General features: G+C 72.6%; 21 protein-coding genes and 1 other RNA gene. 10 read left to right on the top strand and 12 right to left on the bottom strand.

Features of this window, described 5'->3' with window-relative positions; genetic code table 11:
- Positions 1–18: 18 nt before the first annotated feature.
- From C2L59_RS04460 to C2L59_RS04440, 5 genes are all read right to left on the bottom strand, one after another.
- Complete coding sequence (locus C2L59_RS04460; protein WP_103348234.1) at positions 19–1,335, bottom strand: acyltransferase; 1,317 nt, start codon at positions 1,333–1,335, stop codon at positions 19–21.
- Positions 1,336–1,459: 124 nt separating this feature from the next.
- The gene (locus C2L59_RS04455; RefSeq protein WP_103348233.1) at positions 1,460–1,684 is read right to left on the bottom strand and encodes a hypothetical protein; all 225 of its coding nucleotides are present in this window, start codon (positions 1,682–1,684) and stop codon (positions 1,460–1,462) included.
- Positions 1,685–1,802: 118 nt separating this feature from the next.
- Positions 1,803–2,444: a response regulator transcription factor gene (locus tag C2L59_RS04450; RefSeq protein ID WP_003082082.1), complete on the bottom strand. Its 642-nt coding sequence runs from the start codon at positions 2,442–2,444 to the stop codon at positions 1,803–1,805.
- Positions 2,445–2,483: 39 nt separating this feature from the next.
- Positions 2,484–3,614 carry a sensor histidine kinase gene (locus tag C2L59_RS04445; RefSeq protein WP_103348232.1) on the bottom strand — a complete coding sequence of 377 codons (1,131 nt, stop codon included), beginning with the start codon at positions 3,612–3,614 and terminating at the stop codon, positions 2,484–2,486.
- Complete coding sequence (locus tag C2L59_RS04440) at positions 3,611–4,285, bottom strand: sensor domain-containing protein (RefSeq protein ID WP_103348231.1); 675 nt, start codon at positions 4,283–4,285, stop codon at positions 3,611–3,613. Before C2L59_RS04440 ends, C2L59_RS04445 begins: the two co-directional genes overlap by 4 nt.
- Before the next feature lie 148 nt (positions 4,286–4,433).
- Between C2L59_RS04440 and ssrA the strand changes: the two genes are divergently transcribed.
- Positions 4,434–4,801: a transfer-messenger RNA gene (gene ssrA / locus C2L59_RS04435) on the top strand.
- A 378-nt stretch (positions 4,802–5,179) separates the two neighbouring features.
- The gene (locus tag C2L59_RS46930) at positions 5,180–5,389 is read left to right on the top strand and encodes a hypothetical protein (RefSeq protein ID WP_146060267.1); all 210 of its coding nucleotides are present in this window, start codon (positions 5,180–5,182) and stop codon (positions 5,387–5,389) included.
- A gap of 1 nt (position 5,390) precedes the next feature.
- Here C2L59_RS46930 and C2L59_RS04430 read toward each other — a convergent pair whose 3' ends face one another.
- The 3 genes from C2L59_RS04430 to C2L59_RS04420 all read right to left on the bottom strand — a co-directional run bounded on the left by C2L59_RS04430 (position 5,391) and on the right by C2L59_RS04420 (position 8,866).
- Positions 5,391–6,629, bottom strand: a complete 1,239-nt coding sequence (locus tag C2L59_RS04430) for a diguanylate cyclase (RefSeq protein WP_103348230.1) — start codon at positions 6,627–6,629, stop codon at positions 5,391–5,393.
- 139 nt (positions 6,630–6,768) lie between these two features.
- Positions 6,769–7,986 (bottom strand): MFS transporter, encoded by a 1,218-nt coding sequence (locus C2L59_RS04425; protein ID WP_199198910.1) that lies wholly within the window; start codon positions 7,984–7,986, stop codon positions 6,769–6,771.
- A 97-nt stretch (positions 7,987–8,083) separates the two neighbouring features.
- Complete coding sequence (locus C2L59_RS04420; RefSeq protein ID WP_103348228.1) at positions 8,084–8,866, bottom strand: IclR family transcriptional regulator; 783 nt, start codon at positions 8,864–8,866, stop codon at positions 8,084–8,086.
- Between the two features lie 83 nt (positions 8,867–8,949).
- Between C2L59_RS04420 and hutH the strand changes: the two genes are divergently transcribed.
- The 6 genes from hutH to C2L59_RS04390 all read left to right on the top strand — a co-directional run bounded on the left by hutH (position 8,950) and on the right by C2L59_RS04390 (position 16,300).
- A complete protein-coding gene (hutH, locus tag C2L59_RS04415) occupies positions 8,950–10,476 on the top strand; it encodes a histidine ammonia-lyase (protein WP_103348227.1) in 1,527 nt (508 codons plus the stop codon).
- Positions 10,477–10,478: 2 nt separating this feature from the next.
- Entirely contained in the window at positions 10,479–12,131 is a 1,653-nt protein-coding gene (gene hutU / locus C2L59_RS04410; protein WP_103348226.1) for a urocanate hydratase, read from the top strand.
- Positions 12,128–13,324, top strand: a complete 1,197-nt coding sequence (locus tag C2L59_RS04405; RefSeq protein WP_103348225.1) for an allantoate amidohydrolase — start codon at positions 12,128–12,130, stop codon at positions 13,322–13,324. Before hutU ends, C2L59_RS04405 begins: the two co-directional genes overlap by 4 nt.
- Before the next feature lie 101 nt (positions 13,325–13,425).
- Entirely contained in the window at positions 13,426–14,658 is a 1,233-nt protein-coding gene (locus tag C2L59_RS04400) for a formimidoylglutamate deiminase (RefSeq protein WP_233223270.1), read from the top strand.
- A complete protein-coding gene (gene hutI / locus C2L59_RS04395; RefSeq protein ID WP_103348223.1) occupies positions 14,646–15,791 on the top strand; it encodes an imidazolonepropionase in 1,146 nt (381 codons plus the stop codon). The genes C2L59_RS04400 and hutI overlap by 13 nt, the downstream gene beginning before the upstream one ends.
- 5 nt (positions 15,792–15,796) lie before the next feature.
- Complete coding sequence (locus tag C2L59_RS04390) at positions 15,797–16,300, top strand: 2'-5' RNA ligase family protein (protein ID WP_103348222.1); 504 nt, start codon at positions 15,797–15,799, stop codon at positions 16,298–16,300.
- On the opposite strand, the gene C2L59_RS04385 is transcribed toward C2L59_RS04390, so the two are convergent.
- On the bottom strand, positions 16,284–17,150 hold the full coding sequence (locus tag C2L59_RS04385) for an alpha/beta fold hydrolase (RefSeq protein WP_103348221.1): 867 nt from the start codon (positions 17,148–17,150) through the stop codon (positions 16,284–16,286). The genes C2L59_RS04390 and C2L59_RS04385 overlap by 17 nt on opposite strands.
- Positions 17,151–17,231: 81 nt before the next feature.
- The gene (locus tag C2L59_RS04380) at positions 17,232–18,638 is read right to left on the bottom strand and encodes an acyltransferase (RefSeq protein WP_103348220.1); all 1,407 of its coding nucleotides are present in this window, start codon (positions 18,636–18,638) and stop codon (positions 17,232–17,234) included.
- 196 nt (positions 18,639–18,834) lie between these two features.
- Here C2L59_RS04380 and C2L59_RS04375 point away from each other — a divergent pair, with 196 nt between their 5' ends.
- Together C2L59_RS04375 and C2L59_RS04370 are read left to right on the top strand one after the other, a co-directional pair.
- Entirely contained in the window at positions 18,835–19,962 is a 1,128-nt protein-coding gene (locus tag C2L59_RS04375; protein ID WP_103348219.1) for an inorganic phosphate transporter, read from the top strand.
- An 8-nt stretch (positions 19,963–19,970) separates the two neighbouring features.
- Positions 19,971–20,192, top strand: coding sequence for a hypothetical protein (locus C2L59_RS04370; protein ID WP_103348218.1), 222 nt, complete (start codon positions 19,971–19,973; stop codon positions 20,190–20,192).
- Here C2L59_RS04370 and C2L59_RS04365 read toward each other — a convergent pair.
- Together C2L59_RS04365 and C2L59_RS04360 are read right to left on the bottom strand one after the other, a co-directional pair.
- On the bottom strand, positions 20,174–20,923 hold the full coding sequence (locus C2L59_RS04365) for a hypothetical protein (RefSeq protein WP_103348217.1): 750 nt from the start codon (positions 20,921–20,923) through the stop codon (positions 20,174–20,176). The genes C2L59_RS04370 and C2L59_RS04365 overlap by 19 nt on opposite strands.
- Entirely contained in the window at positions 20,920–21,129 is a 210-nt protein-coding gene (locus C2L59_RS04360) for a hypothetical protein (RefSeq protein ID WP_003082038.1), read from the bottom strand. Before C2L59_RS04360 ends, C2L59_RS04365 begins: the two co-directional genes overlap by 4 nt.
- Between the last annotated feature and the right edge of the window lie 91 nt (positions 21,130–21,220).

Below are 21,220 nucleotides of genomic sequence, written 5' to 3'. Positions count from 1 at the left end.
GTGAAGCGGGTTTTCCGCTCAGCGCTTGAGTGCGGCCCGCTCGCTCACCACGGCCGCGCGGCCCAGCAGCTCGACCACCGGGATCGGCTTGCCCGCCAGCAGGAACCCCGCCACCGCGAGGACGATCCACGGCACCGGGCCGTGCGCGATGCCGTCGGACAGCGGGGCGAACCCGCGGGCGGCCAGGCCGAGCAGGCCGCCGGAGATCATCAGCCCCGCGACGACCAGCTGCGGCGTCCGGGCGGTGCTCCCGCCGGTGTCGCGCTGCATCTCGAAGTGCGCGAACAGCCGCAGCAGGCCGAGCAGCACCAGGCCGCACACCGCGAACCACGCGGGCGCCATGACCAGCCAGAACACCGTGCCCGGCGCCGGGGTCTCGTAGCCGAGGCCGTAGACCGTCACGCCCGCGACGACGATCAGCGCCGGCATGTGCCAGAGGTAGACGCTCATGAACCGCGCGCCGAGCCAGCCGAGGGCGGGCCCGACACCGGGGCGGGCGGCGAGCGCGTTGAGCTGCGGGCGGAAGGCGAGCAGCAGCCCGATCTGGCCGACGGCGAGGAAGGCGAGCAGCACGGTCGGCGGGCTCATGTTCGACACCGGCGCGCCCGGCATGCCGATCATGCTGGCCGGGTACGGCCCGAACGCGACCAGCAGCGCGGTGACGCCGAAGCCGGCGGCCGACAGCGTCAGCGCGGCGCGGCGGGTCAGCGCCCCGAGGCGGCCTTCGACGTAGTGGAAGCCCAGCTGGTGCACCGCGACCCAGACGAAGACCGCGTTGGCGTACCCGACGTACCCGAAGTCGTTGAAGCGGGCGACGTCGACGAGGACCCCGGCGACGCCCATGACCAGCGGAACCTTCAGCCCCCAGCGCCGGTGCGCGGCGACCATGACCGGCGTCAGCAGCACGACGAGCACGTACACGGCGAGGAACCACAGCAGCTGCGCGGCGATCGCGCTGGCGACCTGCAACGGCTGTGGCGGCACGCCGAGCCCGCGCAGGAAGTCCGGCATGACGAGCCAGACGGCCATCAGCGGCAGCACCGGCACCATCAGGCGCTTCAGGCGCGCGCCGAGCCACTGGCGCGTCGACGCCGCGCGGCGGAACGAGATCAGGTTCGCCGCGCCGCCGGCGAAGAAGACCAGCGGCATGACCTGGCTGAGCCAGGTGACAACCCACCAGCCGGGCGTGGCCAGTGCGTTGCCGGTGGCGAGGTGCCCGTCGGAGTAGGACAGCACCGGCATGGTCCAGTGCTGCGCGATGACGGCGAGGATGGCCCCCGCCCGGACGACGTCGAGGAACCGGTCCCGGCCCGCACCTGGCTGGCTTGTCTGCATGCCGTTCAGCCTGGCCGTTGCGACCTGCCGAAACAGCGGTGCTGACCGGCGTTTCCGGGGTCCTGTTCACCCCCGGTGAATACGGGGGTTACCCCTACCACCTCTGCGGAGGCGGGGGTTGTCCCTACCTCGAGCCGTCCGGCTCGGGTTCGTGCTGCGTCGCGGTGACCCGGTACTCCCAGCCGGTCCCGGTCAGGCCGAGCTCGTAGCGGGTCTCGATCTTCGGGCCGCCGTGCAGGTGGATGTGCCGGATGACGGTGCCGGGCACCGGCTCGGCGTCCCCGAGCTCCTGGACGCGGCCGTCGAGCGGGCCGCCGAAGAAGCGGACGCAGCGGATCTCTTCGGACATCTGCGCGCTCCTCTCGCCGGCGGGTCCGCTCATGGTAGGTGAGCGCTCACCCGGGTGCCGCCCGCGGAACGGGTGACCCGGAGTCCACCTTACGGGAGCTCCGGTCACCCTCCGTCGCTCAGCGGCCCAGGTACGTCAACACCGCACGAACGCGACGGTGTTCCTCCGCGCTGGCTTCGAGGCCGAGTTTCGAGAAGATGTTGCCGATGTGCTTCTCCACCGCGCCGTGCGAGACGACCAGGGAGTTCGCGATCGCGGTGTTGGACAGGCCCTGGGCCATCAGGCCGAGGACCTCGGACTCGCGGGCGGTCAGCGCGTCCAGCGGGTTGCGGCGGCCGCGGGCCATCAGCTGGGCGATCACGTCCGGGTCGATCGCCGTGCCGCCGCCGGCCACCCGGCGGACCGCGTCCAGGAAGTCCCCGACGTCGGCCACGCGCTCCTTCAGCAGGTAGCCGACCCCGCCGGCGCCGCCGGAGAGCAGCTCCACGGCGTAGGACTCCTCGACGTACTGCGAGAGCACGAGCACCGGCAGCCCCGGCACCTCCTTGCGCGCCGCCAGCGCGGCGCGCAGTCCCTCGTCGGTGAACGTCGGCGGCATCCGCACGTCGACGATCGCCAGGTCGGGACGGTGTTCGGTGACCGCGCCGAGCAGGTCGTCCCCGTTGTCGACGGCCGCGACCGTCTCGATCCCCTCATCGGCGAGCAGGCGCGTGACCCCGGCCCGCAGCAGGACGGCGTCCTCGGCGATGACTACCCGCATCCGGCCCCCAGGTTCGTGGATGAACGGGGTCCAGCCTATTCACCACTGGCAGGGCAGGTCAGCCCGGATCACGGTCGGCCCGCCCACCGGGCTGACCACGGTGATCACGCCGTCGATCGTCGCCGCGCGGTCGGCCAGGCCGGCCAGCCCGCCGCCGGGCCGCACCTCGGCGCCGCCGTGGCCGTTGTCGGTGATCTCGACGACGACGTGGTCGTCGGTCCGCCACACCTTCACGCCCGCTTCGGACGCTCCGGAGTGCTTCGCGATGTTCGTCAGGGTCTCGCCGACGATGAAGTACGCCGTCGTCTCGACGGCCGCCGGCGGCCGCGGCTCGACGTCCACCCGCACGTCGACCGGGATCGGCGACTTCGCCGCCTGCGCCGACAGCGCCGCGTCCAGCCCCCGGTCGCCGAGGACGGCCGGGTAGATGCCGCGCGCGAGGTCCCGCAGCTCCGACACGGCGAGCTTCGCGTCCGCGTGGGCCTCGTCGATCAGCTCCCGGACCGACTCCGGGTCCTGGTCGAACTTCGACTTCGCCCGCCCGAGGCTCATCGCGACCGCCACCAGCCGCTGCTGCGCGCCGTCGTGCAGGTCACGCTCGATGCGCCGGCGTTCGGCTTCGGCCGCGTCGACCCCGCGGGCCCGCGACGCCTGCAGCCGTTCGGCCTTCTGCTCCAGCCGCTTGGTGCGGTCCGGGCCCAGGAGAGCCAGGGCCAGCTCACCGTGCAGGTACCCCAGCCACGGCGTCACCCAGATCGCCATCGGCAGCAGCACGATCGACGCGAGCGCGATCCCGACCTCCAGGCAGGCCAGCGGGAACGCCGCCATCAGGTAGGCCAGGTCACGCCACGTCGTCGGGTCGCTCAGCCGGGTGACCCACCGCCGCAGCAGCGTCTGCTCCTCGACCGGGCGGCGCTCCACCCGCGGCAGCGGCACGCTGAGCATCCGGCCCGCCCAGCCGCGCTCGCGGTCGCCGGACCAGCGGACGAAGCTCGTCGTCGCGAGCAGGATCGGGAAGCCGATCCAGATCACCGCCGTGGAGACACCCACCGCGATGCCGGTCACGATCAGCACGAACTGCAGGAGCCGGAAGACGAAGCTGATGATCATGTAGAGGATCGTGCGAGCCGGGTGCGGCCGCGGGTGGTCCAGCTGTTGCGTCTCGCTCATCCCGCCACCAGGTTCTTCTCTTCCGCGTCTTCCCACCAGCGCTCCATCCGGTGACGCTGCGCCACGGTCGGCCCGAGCAGCGCGTTCGCCAGCCGGGCGTGCGTCCCCGCCAGCGCCTTCGTCAGGGCCACGGACAAGGCGACGAACAACACCCCCAGTGCCGCCCACGGTAGCGCCTCGACGGTGGAGTCCACGGTCAGCCACGGCACCTCGGAGTTCGGGAACCGGTACTCGCCGCCCGGCAGCCAGCGGAAGTACACCGGCAGGCCCACGAGCGCCAGGCTCGTCGCCCAGAACGTCGTCACCAGCACGAACTCGACCAGGCCGAGGGGGAAGAGCAGCGCGAAGTAGGTGAAGTCCCGCCAGGTCGACGGGTCCTTCAGCCGCCCCTTCCACCGCGCGGCCTGCTTGCCGGCGGGCAGCGGCAGGTAGGGCAGGTCGATGTAGCGGTCCAGCAGCGCGTAGACCCGCGCCCGCTCCAGCCGCGCGGCTCCCCGCACGGCCAGCACGAGCACGGCGAGCAGGCCGACCCCCACCCACACCACCGCGGACCCCACCCCGGCGGCGGTGAACGACGTCAGCACCCCGAACGCCAGCACCCCCAGCGGCAGGTTCATCAGCAGGAACACCACCGAACCACCGAACGGCGGATCCCGCCTCTCGCTCACCATGACCGCGCTCCTTTCCACGGCTCCCAGCATCGCGGCCCGGTGCTCCGCGCGACATGGTGCGGGCGGGCATCCCCGCGGTAGGGCTGGCCCCACCCCGGTTAATGCGGTGGCGGTGGCGGGTATGCTGAACAGGTAGTTGTCCCGACAAGGGGGTGAACGGTTTCGACTTTGGACGTTGAGTCAGGAGAAGCGTGCCGGTGCAGGCGAGAGACCACCGTAAGCGTCATCGCAACCAAATAAGCGCCGACTCCAGTCAGCGCGAGTTCGCCCTCGCCGCCTGAGCGAGTGCGACTCTGTCGGCCCGGGTTCGCCTCCGGCCCGGGTACCGGCATCAGCTAGGAGGCTCAGCGACTGTCCCGGCCACGGGGAACAGTCGTGAAGCAAACAGTGGCTGGGCTCGTCACCTCGGCTTGTTCGCGTGACTGAGGGAGCCAAGCAGAGACGTAGCGGACTGCGCACGGAGAAGTCCTGTCGAGACGCCAGAGGACCCGGGTTCAATTCCCGGCACCTCCACCAAGAAGGCCCTCGCTCTGAAGGAGCGAGGGCCTTCTCTTCGTTTCGTGCGTGTTTTCCGGGGCCCCGCCCTCTCCCGGCTCGCCCGGCCCCCCTCCGCACGCGAGGGGTCAGGGAACCTGGCGCCGACGAGAACCCAGACCGCCCCGGGCACCCCGATCCGAAGCCGTAGTCACAATGACAGCTTCGGGGTGCCGGAAGACGCAACGGGCCTCGCCTCCAAGAGCCGGGGCACACAGCCCACCTCGCTCTCAAACCCTCCCGCTACTGACCGCAACCCCTCTCTGTGGTGGGGGCCACTTGCGGGTGAAATTCTTGTGAGTGTCATGCTGGTGGTCCGACCATGGCTCCGCACCCGTGGGGCCGGAAGTAGGTGGCCAGATGACCTGGGCCCGACGCAGCGGCAGTTCGCTTGCCAATGACGAAGACAGCCGGATGGGGGTTATCCGGGCTGAAGAGGCCGTCCGGCTTGGTGAACAGAACGACCGGGCCGTCATCACCGTGGCCGGGCACTCCTCCGACGTGCGGGAATGCGCCGAACTGCTCGCCATGCTCGGGCTCGACGCCGGGCGGCGGCACAAGACCGCCTGAGCTACACCAGGTCCGCCACGTGGACCACCTTGTTCCGGCCCGTGGCCTTCGCGTGGTACAGCGCCGTGTCCGCCGCGTCCAGTAGACGCTGCAGGGACGTGCCCGCTGTCGGGTAGACCGCGATGCCGATCGATGCCGACAAGCCCGTGATCGTCAGCTGGCCCGCCGGGACCTGCAGGGCGCTGATCGCCCGGCGGATCCGCTCCGCCACCGGGCCGATGTCCTGCTGGGTGATGCCGGGCAGCAGCACCACGAACTCCTCGCCGCCGAACCGGCCCACCGCGTCGCCGCGGCCGCGGACCGCCGAGATGATCGACTGGGCCACCGCCTTCAGCACCGCGTCGCCCGCCAGGTGGCCGTAGGTGTCGTTCACCTGCTTGAAGTGGTCCAGGTCCAGCATCAGGAGACCGAACGCGGCTCGCTGGCGCGCCGCCGCGGCCAGGGTTCGCTCCGCCAGCGCGTGCCAGCCGCTCGTGTTGTACAGGCCCGTCTTCTCGTCGCGGTGGGCCGCCACCTCCAGCTGCTTCACCAGGACTGTCCGGTGCAACAGCAGCAACGGCGGGAACACCAAGACCACCAGGCCCGGCAACGTCGCCAGGGCCAGCGCGTTCAACGCGCCCAGGCAGAGGGTGGCCACTTCCAGGCCGTTGTCCGACCACGTGCCGAACAGCGCCTCCGGCGTTCGGCCGACTTCGCGGCGGGCCGGGAGGACCAACAGGGCGTTCACCGCGAAGAACGTCACTCCCGCCCCCGCTGTCGCCAGCGTCCCGCCCCAGCCGTGGGCGGTGGCCGCGCGGATGTCGTCCACGCCGGCCCGGCGCAGCACCGCCTGGGCCGCGTAACAGGACAGCAGGATGATCGCCGCGTTGCTGACCGTCCGCGATGCCGGGACCCGCTGGAGGCGGTACCAGCTGCGGATCGCCAGGTGCGCGTACAACCCGCCCACCAGCAGGGCCAGCAACACCGGGGGGAGAAGCAGGACGCCGGCGAACGTCCAGACGGACGTCATGTTGATGTGCGGGGTGCCCGACACGCGACGGCGGATGCGTTCCACGCGCCGGCCCGTCTCCGACTGCGCCACTCCGAAGACGAGGAGGACCGCGAGGATCAGCCAGGTGCGGCGGTCTACCGCGATCGGGGACGGGCGCAGCGTCAGCACCGCCGCCACGGCCTCGCTGACCAGGCAGTAGGCGATCACCCGGGGGCCCTGGCGCCACAGGGCCCAGCGGCGCGGTGCCACGAGGACATCACGAAAACGTGGCCCAGAGCGCGGGATTCCGGCGCCGTTCCGCATACTCATGGTGTCCGGCCGGTGACGGAGCCGGTTCGGCCCGGAGCGGTGAAGGGAGGCGCACCATGTGCGGACGCGACAACTGAGGTCATCGTTCCTCCCGCCCGGCCCGGCGCCACGCCCTCGCGATCGGCACGGCCATCGCGGCACCCGCCGCTCCGGCCACGGCGATGGTGTGCGCCGGGTCCCACACTTCGGCCAGCGCGCCCGCCACGGCCGCGCCGATTCCCTGCACCGTCAGCAATCCCGCCGAGTTCACGCCGGCGCACTGCGCGCGGTGCTCGTCCGGCACGCGGCGCATGAACGACACCGTGCCCTGGATGTTGTAGCCGGTGGCCAGCAGCCCGGACGTCGCCAGCAGCAGCACCGACACGACCAGCCCCGGCCGGAACGCGAACGCCACCAGCGGCAGCCCCGCCGCGATCCCGAGCAGCCCGAGCACCCGCACCTGGACGTGCTCCGGGACCGCCTTGCCGAACACGAACCCGCCGAGCACGCTGCCCGCCGGATCCGCCGCCATCAGCAGCCCGACCAGCGTCGCGCCGGTGCCAAGGGCGGCCGCGTACGGCGCCGCCAGCGCCTCCGGGACGATGTAGAACCCGGCCAGCCAGTTGAGCGCCACCAGCGTCCGCAGCGCCGGATCGCGCCAGATCAGCCGGATACCCGCGCCGGTCGCCGACAGCCACGCCGGGCGGACGGCCTGCGCGATCGCCGCCCGCCGCCGGACGCCGGTGACCAGGAACAACGCTGACAGCACGAACGTCACGGCGTCCAGCGCCAAGGCCGCCGACGGCGTGAGCGCGGCGATCAGCGCCCCGCCGCCGGCGAACCCGGCCAGCTGCGCGCCCTGGATCGTCACGTTCCGCAGGGCCATCCCGACGAGGTACCGCTCGCCTTCGAGGACCGTGGGCAGCAGCGCCTGCTGCGCGGCCTTGAACGGCCCGCCGAGCGCGGTCAGCACCGCGACCAGCGCGCACAGCACCCACAGGGGGACGCCGGGGATCGCGATGGCGGCGACCAGAGCGGCCCGGGCGAGGTCGGCGGCGATCATGACGTCCCGCCGCGGCCACCGGTCGCCGGCGCCGGCCAGCAGGACGCCGCCGAGCAGCGACGGCACGTAGGTCAGCGCGTAGGTCAGCCCGGTGAGCGCCGCCGACGACGTGCGCTGGAAGATCAGGACGGCGAGCGCGACCCGGGCGAGCTGGTCACCGCAGACGGACAGCAGCTCGGCGGTCCACATCGCCCGGAACTCGGGGACGGCGAGCACCGCGCCGAAACCCACCCTCGTCACGCGTGCGTCATCCATCGCCGGCGCCCCTCGAGACCGCTGTCCAGCCACGGTAATCACCGAGCGAAGTGGAATCGAGCCGTTAGGTGACAGTTGCCCCGATCGCCGCAGCACGTCAACCCGGGTGGCCGCCGATGCGGGTGGTCAGCTCGGCTGCCGTGGCCGCCACCTCTGCCGCCAAGTCGGGCCAGGTCTCCGGGCACGGCTCGGCCGGGCAGTGGTGGCGCACCGTCACGCTGATCGCCGCCAGGGGGCGGGCGCCGTGGTCGAAGACCGGGGTGGCCACCGAGGCGAAGCCGGCCGTGACGTGGCCGTCCTCGATCGACCAGCCGAGGCGGCGTTCCGCCGTGAGGGTGCGGCGCAGCTCGGCCAGCGTGCGCGGGCCGCGGCCGGTGCGGAGCACGAACGCCGCCGGCGACGGGAACAGGGCGCGGACGTGCGGGGCCGGGAGGTGGCGCAGGATCGCCCGGCCCGACGCGGTCAGCTGGCCCGGCAGCCGGACGCCGACCTCCGTCACCAGCGTCTCGGGGCGGGCCGGGCGCTCCTTGATCAGGTACAGGGACTCGTTGCCGTGCAGCACGCCCAGGTGGGCCGTGTGCCCGACGCGGTCGACGAGCTTGCGCAGCAGCGGCCCGGCCAGCCGTTCCAGGGGGTCGTGGCGCAGGTAGGCCGAGCCCAGCTCGAAGGCCGCGATGCCCAGGCCGTAGCGGCGTTCCGCGGGCAGGTGGACGACGAAACCGGCCGCTTCGAGCTCGTTGAGCAGGTGGTACGTCGTCGAGCGGGGGAGTCCGGCTTCGCGGGCGATCGCGGCCGCGGTGACCGGGCCGGGGCGGGTGGCCAGCAGGCGCAGCACCGCGAGCCCGCGGCGCAGCGCCGGCACCTCGCTGCTGTCGCCCATGCGCCCACCCTACGTCTGGGATCTCAGACGAAACCACTCCGTGGGGCATCCCACCAGCGATGCAGACGTTGTCCAATGAGCCCATGCCGGAAAAAGTGCTTCTGGGCCCGGAACCGCTGACCGCCGCCCAGGTCGTCGACGTCGTCCGCGGCCACGCGGGCGTCGGGCTCACGGACGCCGCCGAGAAGAACCTCGCCGCGACCCGTCAGCACATCGAAAACCTCGCCCACGCCGTCACGCCGACCTACGGTGTCTCGACCGGCTTCGGTGCGCTCGCCACCCGGCACATCCCCGTCGAGAGCCGGACCGCGCTGCAGCGCAGCCTGATCCGCTCTCACGCCGCCGGAGCCGGGCCGGCCGTCGAGGCCGAAGTCGTCCGCGCGCTGATGCTGCTGCGCCTGCGGACCCTCGCCAGCGGGTACACCGGCGTCCGGCCCGGCACCGCGCAAACGCTTGCGGACCTGCTCAACGCCGGCATCACGCCGGTCGTCCACGAGTACGGCTCGCTCGGCTGCTCCGGCGACCTCGCACCCCTCGCCGCCGTCGCGCTCGCGCTCATGGGCGAAGGCGAAGTGACGTACCGCGGCGAAGTGATGAAGGCGGCCGAAGCGCTGAAGCACGCCGGCGTCGAGCCGGTCGTGCTCGCCGAGAAGGAGGGGCTCGCCCTCACCAACGGCACCGACGGCATGCTCGGCATGCTCCTGCTCGCCGCCGCCGACCTGCACCGGCTCTTCGACATCGCCGACCTCACCGCCGCGATGAGCGTCGAAGCCCTCCTCGGCACCGACCGCGCCTTCGCCGCCGACCTCCAGGCCCTCCGGCCGCACCCCGGCCAGGCGACGTCCGCGGCGCGGATGTGGCAGGCGCTGCAGGGCTCGAAGATCGTCGAAAGCCACCGCGGCCCGGACTGCAACCGCGTCCAGGACGCCTACTCGCTGCGTTGTGCCCCGCAGGTCCACGGCGCCGCGCGTGACAGCCTCGCGCACGCCGAGCTGGTCGGGGACCGCGAGCTCATGTCCGCTGTGGACAATCCGGTCGTCCTCGCCGACGGCCGCGTCGAGTCCAACGGCAACTTCCACGGCGCGCCCGTCGCCTACGTGCTCGACTTCCTGGCCATCCCGATCGCCGACGTCGCCAGCATCGCCGAGCGCCGCACCGACCGGATGCTCGACAAGGCGCGTTCGCACGGCCTGCCGCCGTTCCTCGCCGACGACCCCGGCGTCGACTCCGGCCACATGATCGCCCAGTACACCCAGGCCGCCGTGGTCAGCGAGCTCAAGCGGCTCGCCGTCCCGGCGTCCGTCGACTCCATCCCGAGCAGCGCCATGCAGGAGGACCACGTCTCCATGGGCTGGTCGGCCGCGCGCAAGCTGCGCAAGGCCGTCGACGGGCTCACGACCGTCCTGGCCATCGAGCTGCTGACGGCGGCCCGGGCGCTGGACTTCCGGGCGCCGCTGGAACCGTCGCCGGTCACCGGCGCGGTCCGTGACCTGCTCCGCACGAAGGTCCCGGGCCCCGGCCCGGACCGGCACCTGGCGCCCGAAATCGCGGCCGCCGAAGAACTCGTCCGCTCCGGCGCCGTCCTCGACGCCGCCCGTCTGGAGGTCTGAGAATGTCCCGCGTCGTCCGTGCCGCCCGCGGCACCCAGCTCACCGCCAAGTCGTGGCAGACCGAAGCCGCGCTGCGGATGTTCCACAACAACCTCGACCCGGACGTCGCCGAGCGGCCCGAAGACCTGGTCGTCTACGGCGGCACCGGCAAGGCCGCCCGCAACTGGGCCAGCTTCGACGCCATCACCCGCGAACTGACCGCTTTGGACGTCGACGAGACGCTGCTGGTGCAGTCGGGCAAGCCGGTCGGCGTGTTCCGCACGCACGAGTGGGCGCCGCGCGTGCTGATCGCGAACTCGAACCTGGTCGGCGACTGGGCGACCTGGCCCGAGTTCCGCCGCCTGGAACAGCAGGGCCTGACGATGTACGGGCAGATGACCGCGGGTTCCTGGATCTACATCGGCACCCAAGGCATCCTCCAGGGCACGTACGAGACTTTCGCTGCGGTCGCGAAGAAGAAGTTCGGCGGGAGTCTCAAGGGGACGCTCACCGTCACCGCGGGCCTCGGCGGCATGGGTGGCGCGCAGCCCCTCGCCGTGACCATGAACGACGGTGTCGCGCTGGTCATCGAGTGCGACCCGCAGCGCGCGCACCGCCGCGTCGAAACCCGTTACCTCGACGAGGTGGCCGACGACCTCGACGACGCCATCGCCCGCGCCACCTTGGCCAAGCGGGAGAAGCGCGCGTTGTCCGTCGGCGTCGTCGGCAACGCCGCCGAGGTGCTGCCGGAGCTGCTGCGCCGCGGGGTCGAGGTCGACATCGTCACCGACCAGACGTCGGCGCACGACCCGCTTTCCTACCTGCCCAAGGGCGTCAGCGTCGACGACTGGCACGACTACGCGGCCAAGAAACCGGACGAGTTCACCGATCGCTCGCGCGAGTCGATGGCCGAGCACGTCGACGCCATGCTCGGCTTCCTGGACAAGGGCGCCGAGGTGTTCGACTACGGCAACTCGCTGCGCGGCGAGGCCAAGCTGGGCGGCTGCGAGCGCGCGTTCGACTTCCCCGGTTTCGTGCCGGCCTACATCCGCCCGCTGTTCTGCGAGGGCAACGGCCCGTTCCGCTGGGCCGCCCTTTCCGGCGACCCCGAGGACATCGCCGCGACCGACCGCGCGATGCTGGAACTGTTCCCGGAGAACGAATCCCTCGCCCGCTGGATCAAGCTGGCCGGCGAGCGCGTGGCGTTCCAGGGCCTGCCCGCCCGGATCTGCTGGCTCGGCTACGGCGAACGCCACCTGGCCGGCCTGCGGTTCAACGAAATGGTGGCCGGCGGCGAACTGAAGGCGCCGGTCGTCATCGGCCGTGACCACCTCGACTCCGGCAGCGTCGCCTCGCCGTACCGCGAGACCGAAGGCATGGCCGACGGCTCCGACGCGATCGCGGACTGGCCGCTGCTGAACGCCCTGGTCAACACGTCGTCGGGGGCCAGCTGGGTGTCGATCCACCACGGCGGCGGTGTCGGTATGGGCCGGTCCATCCACGCCGGGCAGGTCAGCGTGGCCGACGGGACGCCGCTGGCCGCGCAGAAGCTGGAGCGGGTGCTCACGAACGACCCGGGCATGGGTGTCATCCGGCACGTGGACGCCGGTTACGACCGCGCGACGGACGTCGCCGGCGAGCGGGGTGTCCGCGTCCCGATGCGGGAGGACGGGTGAGCGCCTCGGGCCTTCTCGGCGAGATCGCCGACGTCGGGCGCGACCCGAAGCGCGGCGGCTACTCGCGGCACGCCTTCGACGCGCCCGAGCAGGACCTGCGGGCGTGGTTCGGCGAGCGCGCGCTGGGCCTCGGGCTCGACGTCGACACCGACCACAACGGCAACATCTGGGCGTGGTGGGGGCCGCCGGGACCGGACGCCGTCGTCACCGGCAGCCACCTCGATTCGGTGCCCGGCGGTGGCGCCTTCGACGGCCCGCTCGGCGTCGCAAGCGCATTGGCCGCGGTGGAGTCGTTGCAGGAACGGGGCTTCCGGCCGGGCAAGCCGTTCGCCGTCGTCGTGTTCGCCGAGGAGGAGGGCGGCCGGTTCGGTGTCCCGTGCCTGGGCTCCCGGCTGCTCACCGGCACGATCGACGCGGACAAGGCACGCGGGCTGCGGGACGCCGACGGCGTGACGTTCGCCCAGGCGGCCGCCAAGTCCGGCTTCGACCCGGAGCGGGTGGGGCCGGACCCGGCCCGGCTCGGGCTGATCGGGAAGTTCCTCGAGCTGCACGTCGAGCAGGGACGCGGGCTGATCGACCTCGGCTCGCCGGTGGCCGTCGGCAGCACGGTGATCGCCCACGGGCGCTGGCGGTTTTCCTTCGCGGGGCAGGGGAACCACGCCGGGGCGACGCTGCTGGCCGACCGGGCCGACCCGATGCTGCCCGCCGCCGCGACGGTCACCGCCGTCCGGCGGCTGGCGTCGGGCGTCCCGGACGCGCGGGCGACCGTCGGCCGGCTGGTGCCGACGCCGGGCGGGACGAACGTCATCGCGTCCACTGTGGACATGTGGCTCGATGCGCGGGTACCCGGAACCGCGACTCCGGCGCTGGTCTCCGAAATCGTGCGGGCCGCCGAAAGCGCCGCCGCGGAGGAGGGTTGCCGGGTGACCGTCAGCCGGGAGTCCTATTCGGACGACGTCGTGTTCGACGACGCTCTCCGGCGTGACCTCGGCGGGTGGCTCGGCGCGCCGCCGGAGCTGCCGACCGGCGCCGGGCACGACGCGGCCATCCTCGCCGGGTTCGTCCCGGCCGGGATGCTGTACGTGCGCAACCCGACCGGGATCAGCCACTCGCCGGAGGAGTTCGCCGAGGCCGGCGACGTCGAAGCCGGTGCCGCGGCGCTGGCCACGGTCCTGGAGCGGCTGGCGCGATGACCTCCGGCCCGCGGGGGCGCCCCCCGTTTCCAGCCTATCGCGCGGCACCGACAGTTTTCTGGTGCGAGCAGGCCTGGCTGCCCGGCGGGATCGCGTCCGCGGTGCGCATCGACGTCGCTGACGGGCGGATCACCGGCGTGACCCCGGGCTCGCCGCGGTCCGGCACCGTGCTCGCCGGACTCACCCTGCCGGGGTTCGCGAACGGGCACTCGCACGCCTTCCACCGGGCCTTGCGCGGCCGGACGCACCACGAGCGCGGCACGTTCTGGACGTGGCGCGCGCGGATGTACGCGCTGGCGGCCCGGCTCGACCCCGATTCCTACTACCGGCTGGCCCGCGGGGTGTACGCGGAGATGGTGCTCGGCGGGTACACGAGCGTCGGCGAGTTCCACTACCTGCACCACGCGCCCGGCGGCAAACCGTACGCCGACCCGAACGCGATGGGGGCGGCGCTGCGGCAGGCCGCGGCGGACGCCGGGATCCGGCTGACGCTCCTGGACACGTGCTACCTCGCGGGCGGCATCGGCGTCGAGCCGGACGAGGTGCAGCGGCGGTTCTCCGACGGCTCGGCTTCGGCGTGGGCCTCGCGGGTGGGCGAGCTGGCGGAAGGCGAGCTGTTCCGGGTCGGCGCCGCGATCCACTCCGTGCGAGCGGTTCCGGCGGAACAGCTGTCACTTGTGGACAGTGCGCGGGTCGTGCACGTCCACCTGTCGGAGCAACGGGCCGAGAACGAGCAGTGCCAGGCCGCCTACGGCCGCACGCCCACCGAGCTGCTGGCCGAGCACGGGGTGCTGACCGAGCGGCTGGTCGCCGTGCACGCCACCCACCTGACCGCGTCGGACATCGACCGGCTGCGCGGCGCGCGGGTGTGCTTCTGCCCGACCACCGAACGCGATCTCGGCGACGGCATCGGCCCGGCCCGCGCGCTGCGGGACGCCGGGGTGCGGCTGAGCATCGGCAGCGACAGCAACGCCGTCGTCGACGCCTTCGAAGAGACCCGTGCGCTGGAGCTGGACGACCGGCTGGCCAGCGAGGAACGCGGCCGGTTCAGCGCCGAGGAGCTTCTCGAAGCGGGCACCGACCACGCGGCGATCGGGTGGGGCGAGGTCGGCGCGCTCGCCGAGAGGGCGGGCGCGGACTTCGTCACGGTGGCCCTGGACACCGTGCGGACGGCCGGGATCGAGCCGCCGGGAGTCGTGTTCGCCGCGTCCGGGGCCGACGTCCGGCACGTCGTCGTCGCGGGCCGCGAGGTCGTGCGGGACGGCGCGCACCTGCTCGTCGACCGACCGGAAACCGTACTGGCGAAGGAGATCGAGGCATTGTGGCCATCCTGATCACGGGCATCGGCGAGCTCACCACCAACGACCCGTCGCTGGGCCGCCTGTCCGGCGCGGCCTTGGTGCTGGACGGCCCGGAGGTCGCCTGGGCGGGGCCGGCGGCGAGCGCACCCGACGCCGACGAGCGCATCGACGTCGGCGGCCGCGCGGTGCTGCCCGGCTGGGTCGACAGCCACACGCACCTCGTCTTCGCCGGCGACCGCACCGCCGAGTTCGAGGCGCGGATGGCCGGAAAGCCCTACACCGCGGGTGGAATCGCCATCACGGTCGGCGCGACGCGCGAGGCGTCCGACGAGCAGCTGGCCGCGAACCTGCGCCGTCACGTGGACGAGGCAGCCCGGCAGGGGACGACCTGCCTGGAGACGAAAACGGGCTACGGGCTGACCGTCGCGGACGAGGCTCGCAGCGCCCGCATCGCCGGCGAGGTGGCCGACGAGGTCACGTTCCTCGGCGCGCACCTGGTCCCGCCGGGTGCCGACGCCGAGTCCTATGTGGACCTGGTGTGCGGCGAGATGCTCGACGCCGTGGCGGGAAGCGTGCGCTGGGCCGACGTCTTCTGCGAGACGGGGGCGTTCGACGAGGCCCAGTCGGCGCGGGTGCTGAAGGCCGCGGCCGAGCGCGGGCTGGGTCTGCGGGTGCACGGCAACCAGCTCGGCGAAGGCCCCGGCGTGCGGCTGGCGGTCGAGCTGGGCGCGGCGAGCGTCGACCACTGCACGTACCTGTCGGACGCGGACGTCGAAGCGCTGGCGGCGTCCGAGACGGTGGCGACCCTGCTGCCGGCGTGCGATTTGTCGACCCGGCAGCCCCTGGCGCCGGCGCGGCGGCTGCTCGACGCGGGCGCGACGGTGGCGCTGGCCAGCAACGCCAACCCGGGCAGCTCGTACACGACGTCGATGGCGTTCTGCGTCGCGACGGCGGTGCTGCAGATGCGGATGACGATCGAGGAGGCGGTCTGGGCCGCCACGGCGGGCGGCGCGCAGGCGTTGCGGCGCGACGACGTCGGCGTCCTGCGCCCGGGTGCCCGGGCGGACGTCCACGTCCTCGACGCACCTTCCGTGACACACCTGGCTTATCGCCCGGGCGTGCCGCTGACGCACGCCGTGTGGCGTGCCGGAGAACGCGTACGCTGATCCCCGTGCTGCCGCTGGTCGTGACCCTCGCCGTCGACGAGCACGCGCAGACGGCGTGGAATGCCCTGCGCCGCAGGTGGTTCCCACCGGAGCGGCTGCTCGTCGACGCCCACCTCACCCTGTTCCACGCGCTGCCGGGAGAGCACCTGGCGGCCGTGCTCGCCGACAGCGCCGAGGTGGCGGGTGAGCCGTTCGAGCTGAGGGTCTCGCGTGTCCGGTCGCTCGGCCGCGGGGTCGCGCTGGACATCGAATCCGCCGCGTTGCTCCGGCTGCACGCGGCGTTGCGGGCCCGCTGGTCGCCGTGGCTCACCCGCCAGGACGCGCAGCCGTTCAAGCCGCACGTGACGGTCCAGAACAAGGTGAGCCCGGAGGTGGCGGCCGTGACGCTCGAGGCCGTGCGCGGCGAGCCCGGCCCCGGTACGGCGACCGCGACCGGGCTCGACGTCTGGCGCTACCGCGGTGGCCCGTGGGAGCACCTCGCCGCGGTGCCGTTCACAACGGCAGGGTGAACGGCGTGCACGCCGGCGCGTAGCTCGCGTCCAACGCGTGCAGGATCAGGCCCGTGACGTTCGGGTCGATCGCCTGGCTCAGGTGGCCCGAGGCGTCGGACGGGCAGAAGTCCTGCAGCACGATGTCCGTCGCGCCCGGCTCGTTCAGGATGCCGCTCGTGTACGGCGTCACCACCTCGTCGTACTTGCTCACGATGCTGGTGTACGCCGGGCCGGGCACGTGGACGCCGCCGCGGGCGAGGTCGTCCAGGAACGCCGAGGGGGCGAGGTACTCCGTGCAGGCGCCGCAGGCCGTCCTCAGGATCGCGCCGAGGCCCGGCACCGTGGTGAGGAGGGCTTTGGCGAGGGCGTCGAGGCCGCCGAGGGTCGTCCCGCGGTAGTTCGCGCCGAAGCCGACGAAGTGCGCCACCTTCGCCGCGCCACCGCCGTACTTCAGGTAGTACGCGGGCATCGTGCTGCCTTCGGAGTGGCCGACGATGTCGACCTTCGCCGCGCCCGTCGTGGTCCGGACCTTGTCCACGAACCGGCCGAGCTGGGCCGCGCTGTCGCGCATCGAGGCGAGGCCGCCGACACCCGGGCCGAGGACGCCGGTGCCGTAGGTCAGCGAGAACACGCAGTAGCCCTGGGCGGCGAGCTTCGGCGCGTGGAAGAACCAGTTGACCGAGTCGTTCGCGCCCAGGCCGTGCACCAGCACGACCGGCTGGGGGTGCGTCGCCGTGGGCCGGCAGTCCCAGTCGTTCCAGCCGCTGCTCGGCGCCGCCTCGGCGACCGCCGGAGCGGCGACCCCCAGGGTGAGCGCCGCGACGAGGGCGGTCAGGATCCGCTTGGCACCGCCGTTGGTGACCTGCATCTGGTTGCCTCCGATTACCCGTCAGTAAGTGACGCAGCTCATGATCGGTCACAGACCGGGTGGGTCGACCTGGGACAACGCTCAGACTTGGGCGGTGTTCGTTGTGACAGGTGACAACGACGGCTTGCGGGCGGCCATCACGATGCCGACCAGGGCGACCAGGCCGCAGAGCCAGGCGAACCAGTCGCCGAAGCGGGCGTACGGGGTCTTTCCGGCGCCGGCCGGGACGTCGGCGACGACCACCGAGAACGGCCGGTCGCCGGTGCGGGTCTCGGCCAGGACGTGTCCCTGCGCGTCGGCCAGCATCGGCGTGCCGCGGGCGGCGCTCCACGCCACCGAGAAGCCGTTTTCGACGCCGCGGATCAGCGCCGTGCGGCTGTGGGCCCAGCCGTCGGCGTCTTCGTCGGACGCCGGGATGAGGACCAGGCCCGTGCCGGCTTCGCCGTATTCGCCGCTGGGGTCGGCGAAGTTCACGTCCATGCACACCATCAGGCCGGTCGCGGCGAACCGGGTGAGTTCGGTGCCGGAGACGAGGTTCGGCGAATCCCCGTTGTGCCACTTGCGGTATTCGAGCGGCGCGCCCGACGGCGGTACGACGAGCGCGGCGTTGGCCCGGCCGCTCGGCGTGGTGTCGATGACGCCGGTGACGACGTCGAGGTTCTTCGCGCCGGCGACCTGGGTGAAGCTCCCGACGAGCCGTGCCCGCGTGGTCTGGTCCACCGCGAACGTGGCTTCGGGCAGCACGACGGCTTTCACACCGTCCGGCAGCCGGCGGATTTCGTCCATATAGGACTGGATCAGGGCCTGCCCGTCCGGGGCGGCGACGTCGGCGGCCCAGCGGTGCTGGCCCGGCGCGATCAGCGCGATCCGGGTCGACGGCCCGGGCAGCGGCGGAGTGGTCCAGAACACCAGCCCGCCGGCGATCGCGGCCAGTGCGACGACGGGGGCGACCCGGGTGCGGCCGCGCAGGCCGGGTGCGAGCGCGGCGGCGACGGCGGCCGGGACGAACAGCACGAGGAACTCCACACCCCAGCCCCCGGTGACGGCGGCGATCCGCAGCACCGGCGGCCGGTCGGCCTGCGTGGTCATCAACGTGCCCATGACGCCGGTCGGGTTGAGCAGCGAGACGACGTAGAGCGCCCCGGTCCACAACGCGGGCGCGGCGAGCGCGGCCGGCAAGCCGTGGCCGCACCGGACGAGCAGCCGGAACAGGGTGGCCGACAGCGCGAACAGGACCGCGCTGCCGCCGAGGATCCCGAGCGCGGCCGGCCGCGGGATCGACTGGGAGTGCCAGAAGTAGCTCCAGCTGCCGACACTGCCCGCGAGGTACGCGGTGAACGCGCACAGCAGCGCGATCCCGCCGTGGACGCGGGGTGCCAGCAGCAAGACCGGCAGCGGCGCCAGCCACGCGAGCTCGGGCAGCGGGTCCAGGCCCGTGCCGAAGAAGAACAACAACGCCGACGCCAGTGTCGCCACGATCGCCTTCACCGGTGCCCCCTTTCGCCCGGTTACGAAGGGTTCCAGGCGGGCGCGGCGGTGGCACTGGGCCAGACCACCGGTTCCGGGGTGGGGTTGTCCCCACCCCGGTTCATCGAGAGTTCAGGGAGCCGTCACACGACAGGGATCGGAGGCCGTCCTGTTGATCAGTAGCGTTGCTGAAGAACAGCAACGGAAGAGAGCCGCCATGGACTTCTCCCTCATCGTGCTGGTGGTGATCGTCGCGGCGCTCGCCTTCGACTTCACCAACGGCTTCCACGACACCGCCAACGCGATGGCCACGTCCATCGCCACCGGGGCGCTCAAGCCGAAGGTCGCGGTCGGCGTGTCCGCCGTGCTGAACCTGGTCGGCGCTTTCCTCTCGGTCGAAGTGGCGAAGACGATCTCCGGCGGGATCGTCGACGACACGAAGGTGACGCCCGTGATCATCTTCGCCGGGCTCGTCGGCGCCATCGTCTGGAACCTGCTGACCTGGCTGATCGGGCTGCCGTCGAGCTCGTCGCACGCGCTGTTCGGCGGGCTGATCGGCGCCACCTGGATCGCGTCCGGCTCGGACGCCGTCCACTTCGGGAAGGTCGTCGAGAAGGTCCTGATCCCCGCGCTCGCCTCGCCGCTGGTCGCCGGGATCGTCGCGACGCTCGGCACCTTCCTCGTCTACCGGATCACCGCCCGCGCGAAGCAGGACACGGTCGGCCGGACGTTCAAGGCCGGCCAGATCGCCTCGGCGTCCCTGGTTTCCCTGGCGCACGGCACGAACGACGCGCAGAAGACCATGGGTGTCATCACGCTGACGCTGATCGCGTCCGGCTCGCTCGCGCCGAACTCGGGGCCGCCGCTGTGGGTGATCCTGACCGCCGGCACCGCCATCGCGCTCGGCACCTACCTCGGCGGCTGGCGGATCATCCAGACGATGGGCAAGAAGCTCACGGAAATCCAGACGCCGCAGGGGTTCGCGGCGGAAACGAGTGCCGCGGCCGTCATCCTGACGTCGGCGCACCTCGGGTTCGCCCTGTCCACCACGCACGTCTGCTCCGGCGGCATCATCGGCTCCGGCCTCGGCCGGCGGCTCGCCGAAGTCCGCTGGGGCGTCGCGGGCCGGATGGTGCTCGCCTGGGCGCTGACGCTGCCCGCCGCCGCGATCGTCGGGGCGGTCGCCGCCGAGGTGTCGACGCTCGGCACCTGGGGCACGGTCCTGGTCGGCCTGGCCGGGGTCGTCGTCGCGCTGGGCATCTACCTCGCGTCGAAGCGCAACCCGGTCAACGCCGGCTCCATCCACGAGCCCGAGCCTGCCGTCGCGCAGCCGGCCAACGCCTGAGGAGTGCCGTGCACATCAACTGGAGTTCGCTCGGTCTGGTCTTCGTCGTCGCGCTGGCTTCGGTCGTCGTGCTGACCGGCCTGTTTTCGTTCGGCGTGGTCGGGCTTTCGCAGCGCGACTCGGCGCGTGCGACGGGCGGTTCGGGCACCGGCCCGCTGGCCGGCGCGGTGATCTGCTTCGCCCTGTGCGCGGCGATCGTCGGCTACGGGATCTACCTGATCGTCGCCTGAACGCGTTCCCGGAACCCGCCGGGCAGCCCGCCGAGCATCGGCACCAGGGTGGCCCGGCGGGCGTCGGACAGGTGGGTCAGCAGGTCGAGGGCCGGGGGCCAGAGGTCCTCGTCGGCGCCCGCCGCGGTGACCAGCCGGCCGAGCCGGTGGGCCGGGAGCAGGCCGACGACGTGGTCGATGCGGTGCTTGTCGTCGAGCACGAAGGCGATCCGCAGCAGCGCCGGGTCGTCGATCTGCTCGAGGGCCCGTCGCACGATCGGGTCGGGCAGGTGACCGACGAACCGGCCGAGGGTGATCCAGTCCGCCTTGCGCGCCAGCTCGGCGGCGACGGCCAGGACGGTGTCGAGGGGAATGCGGCTGATGATGGCGCTCGCCCGCCGCGGGTCGAGTTCGGCCGCCACCTCCGCGAGGAACCGCGGGCTGAGCCGCTTGGCGACGTCAACGCCCCGCGAGACGTCGACCAGCCCGGCGATCCGGGCGCACAGCAGCGGGCCGAACACCTTCTCGGCGATCTTGGCGAGCACCCCGACCGGCACCACCCGCGCCGCCAGGGCCATCCGCTGCAGGGCGGCGGCGTTGGCGTCGAACAGCGTGTCGGTGACCTGATCGCGGAAGGCCCGCAGGTCATCGGCATCGACGCGCGCGAGGTAGGCGAGCCGGGCCGGTTCGACGTCGAGGACGCGGGCGAGCTTGAGGATCTCCGCCTCGGCGGCGTAGTTTTCCGCGGTCACAGGCCGACCGCCTTCCGGACGGCGCCGCGCAGCAGGGCGGGCACGTACCGGAGGCCCTCCTCGCCGGCTTCGGCGAGCGCTTTCGCTTGCCGCCTGCGCGCGTCACGCAGGGCGTCGGCGAGGTCCTGCCGCTCGTGCTCTTCGAGGGCCTCGATGCCTTCGGGGAGGTAGCCGCCCAACTGGTCGGCGAGTGTGCGCTCGGCCATGGTGGATCATCATGCAACACCGCGGGCGCCGGCGTGCGGAGGTGGGGGTTGAGAGGTGTGCCGTCCGTGTCTTGGGGAAGCGGTGCTCGCT

Origin of the sequence: Amycolatopsis sp. CA-128772, from assembly GCF_002904295.1 — a bacterium.
In the GTDB taxonomy this organism is placed as follows: Bacteria; Actinomycetota; Actinomycetes; order Mycobacteriales; family Pseudonocardiaceae; genus Amycolatopsis.
Note: the sequence above shows the minus strand (reverse complement) of the source record. Positions and strands in the feature narration are given on the sequence as shown.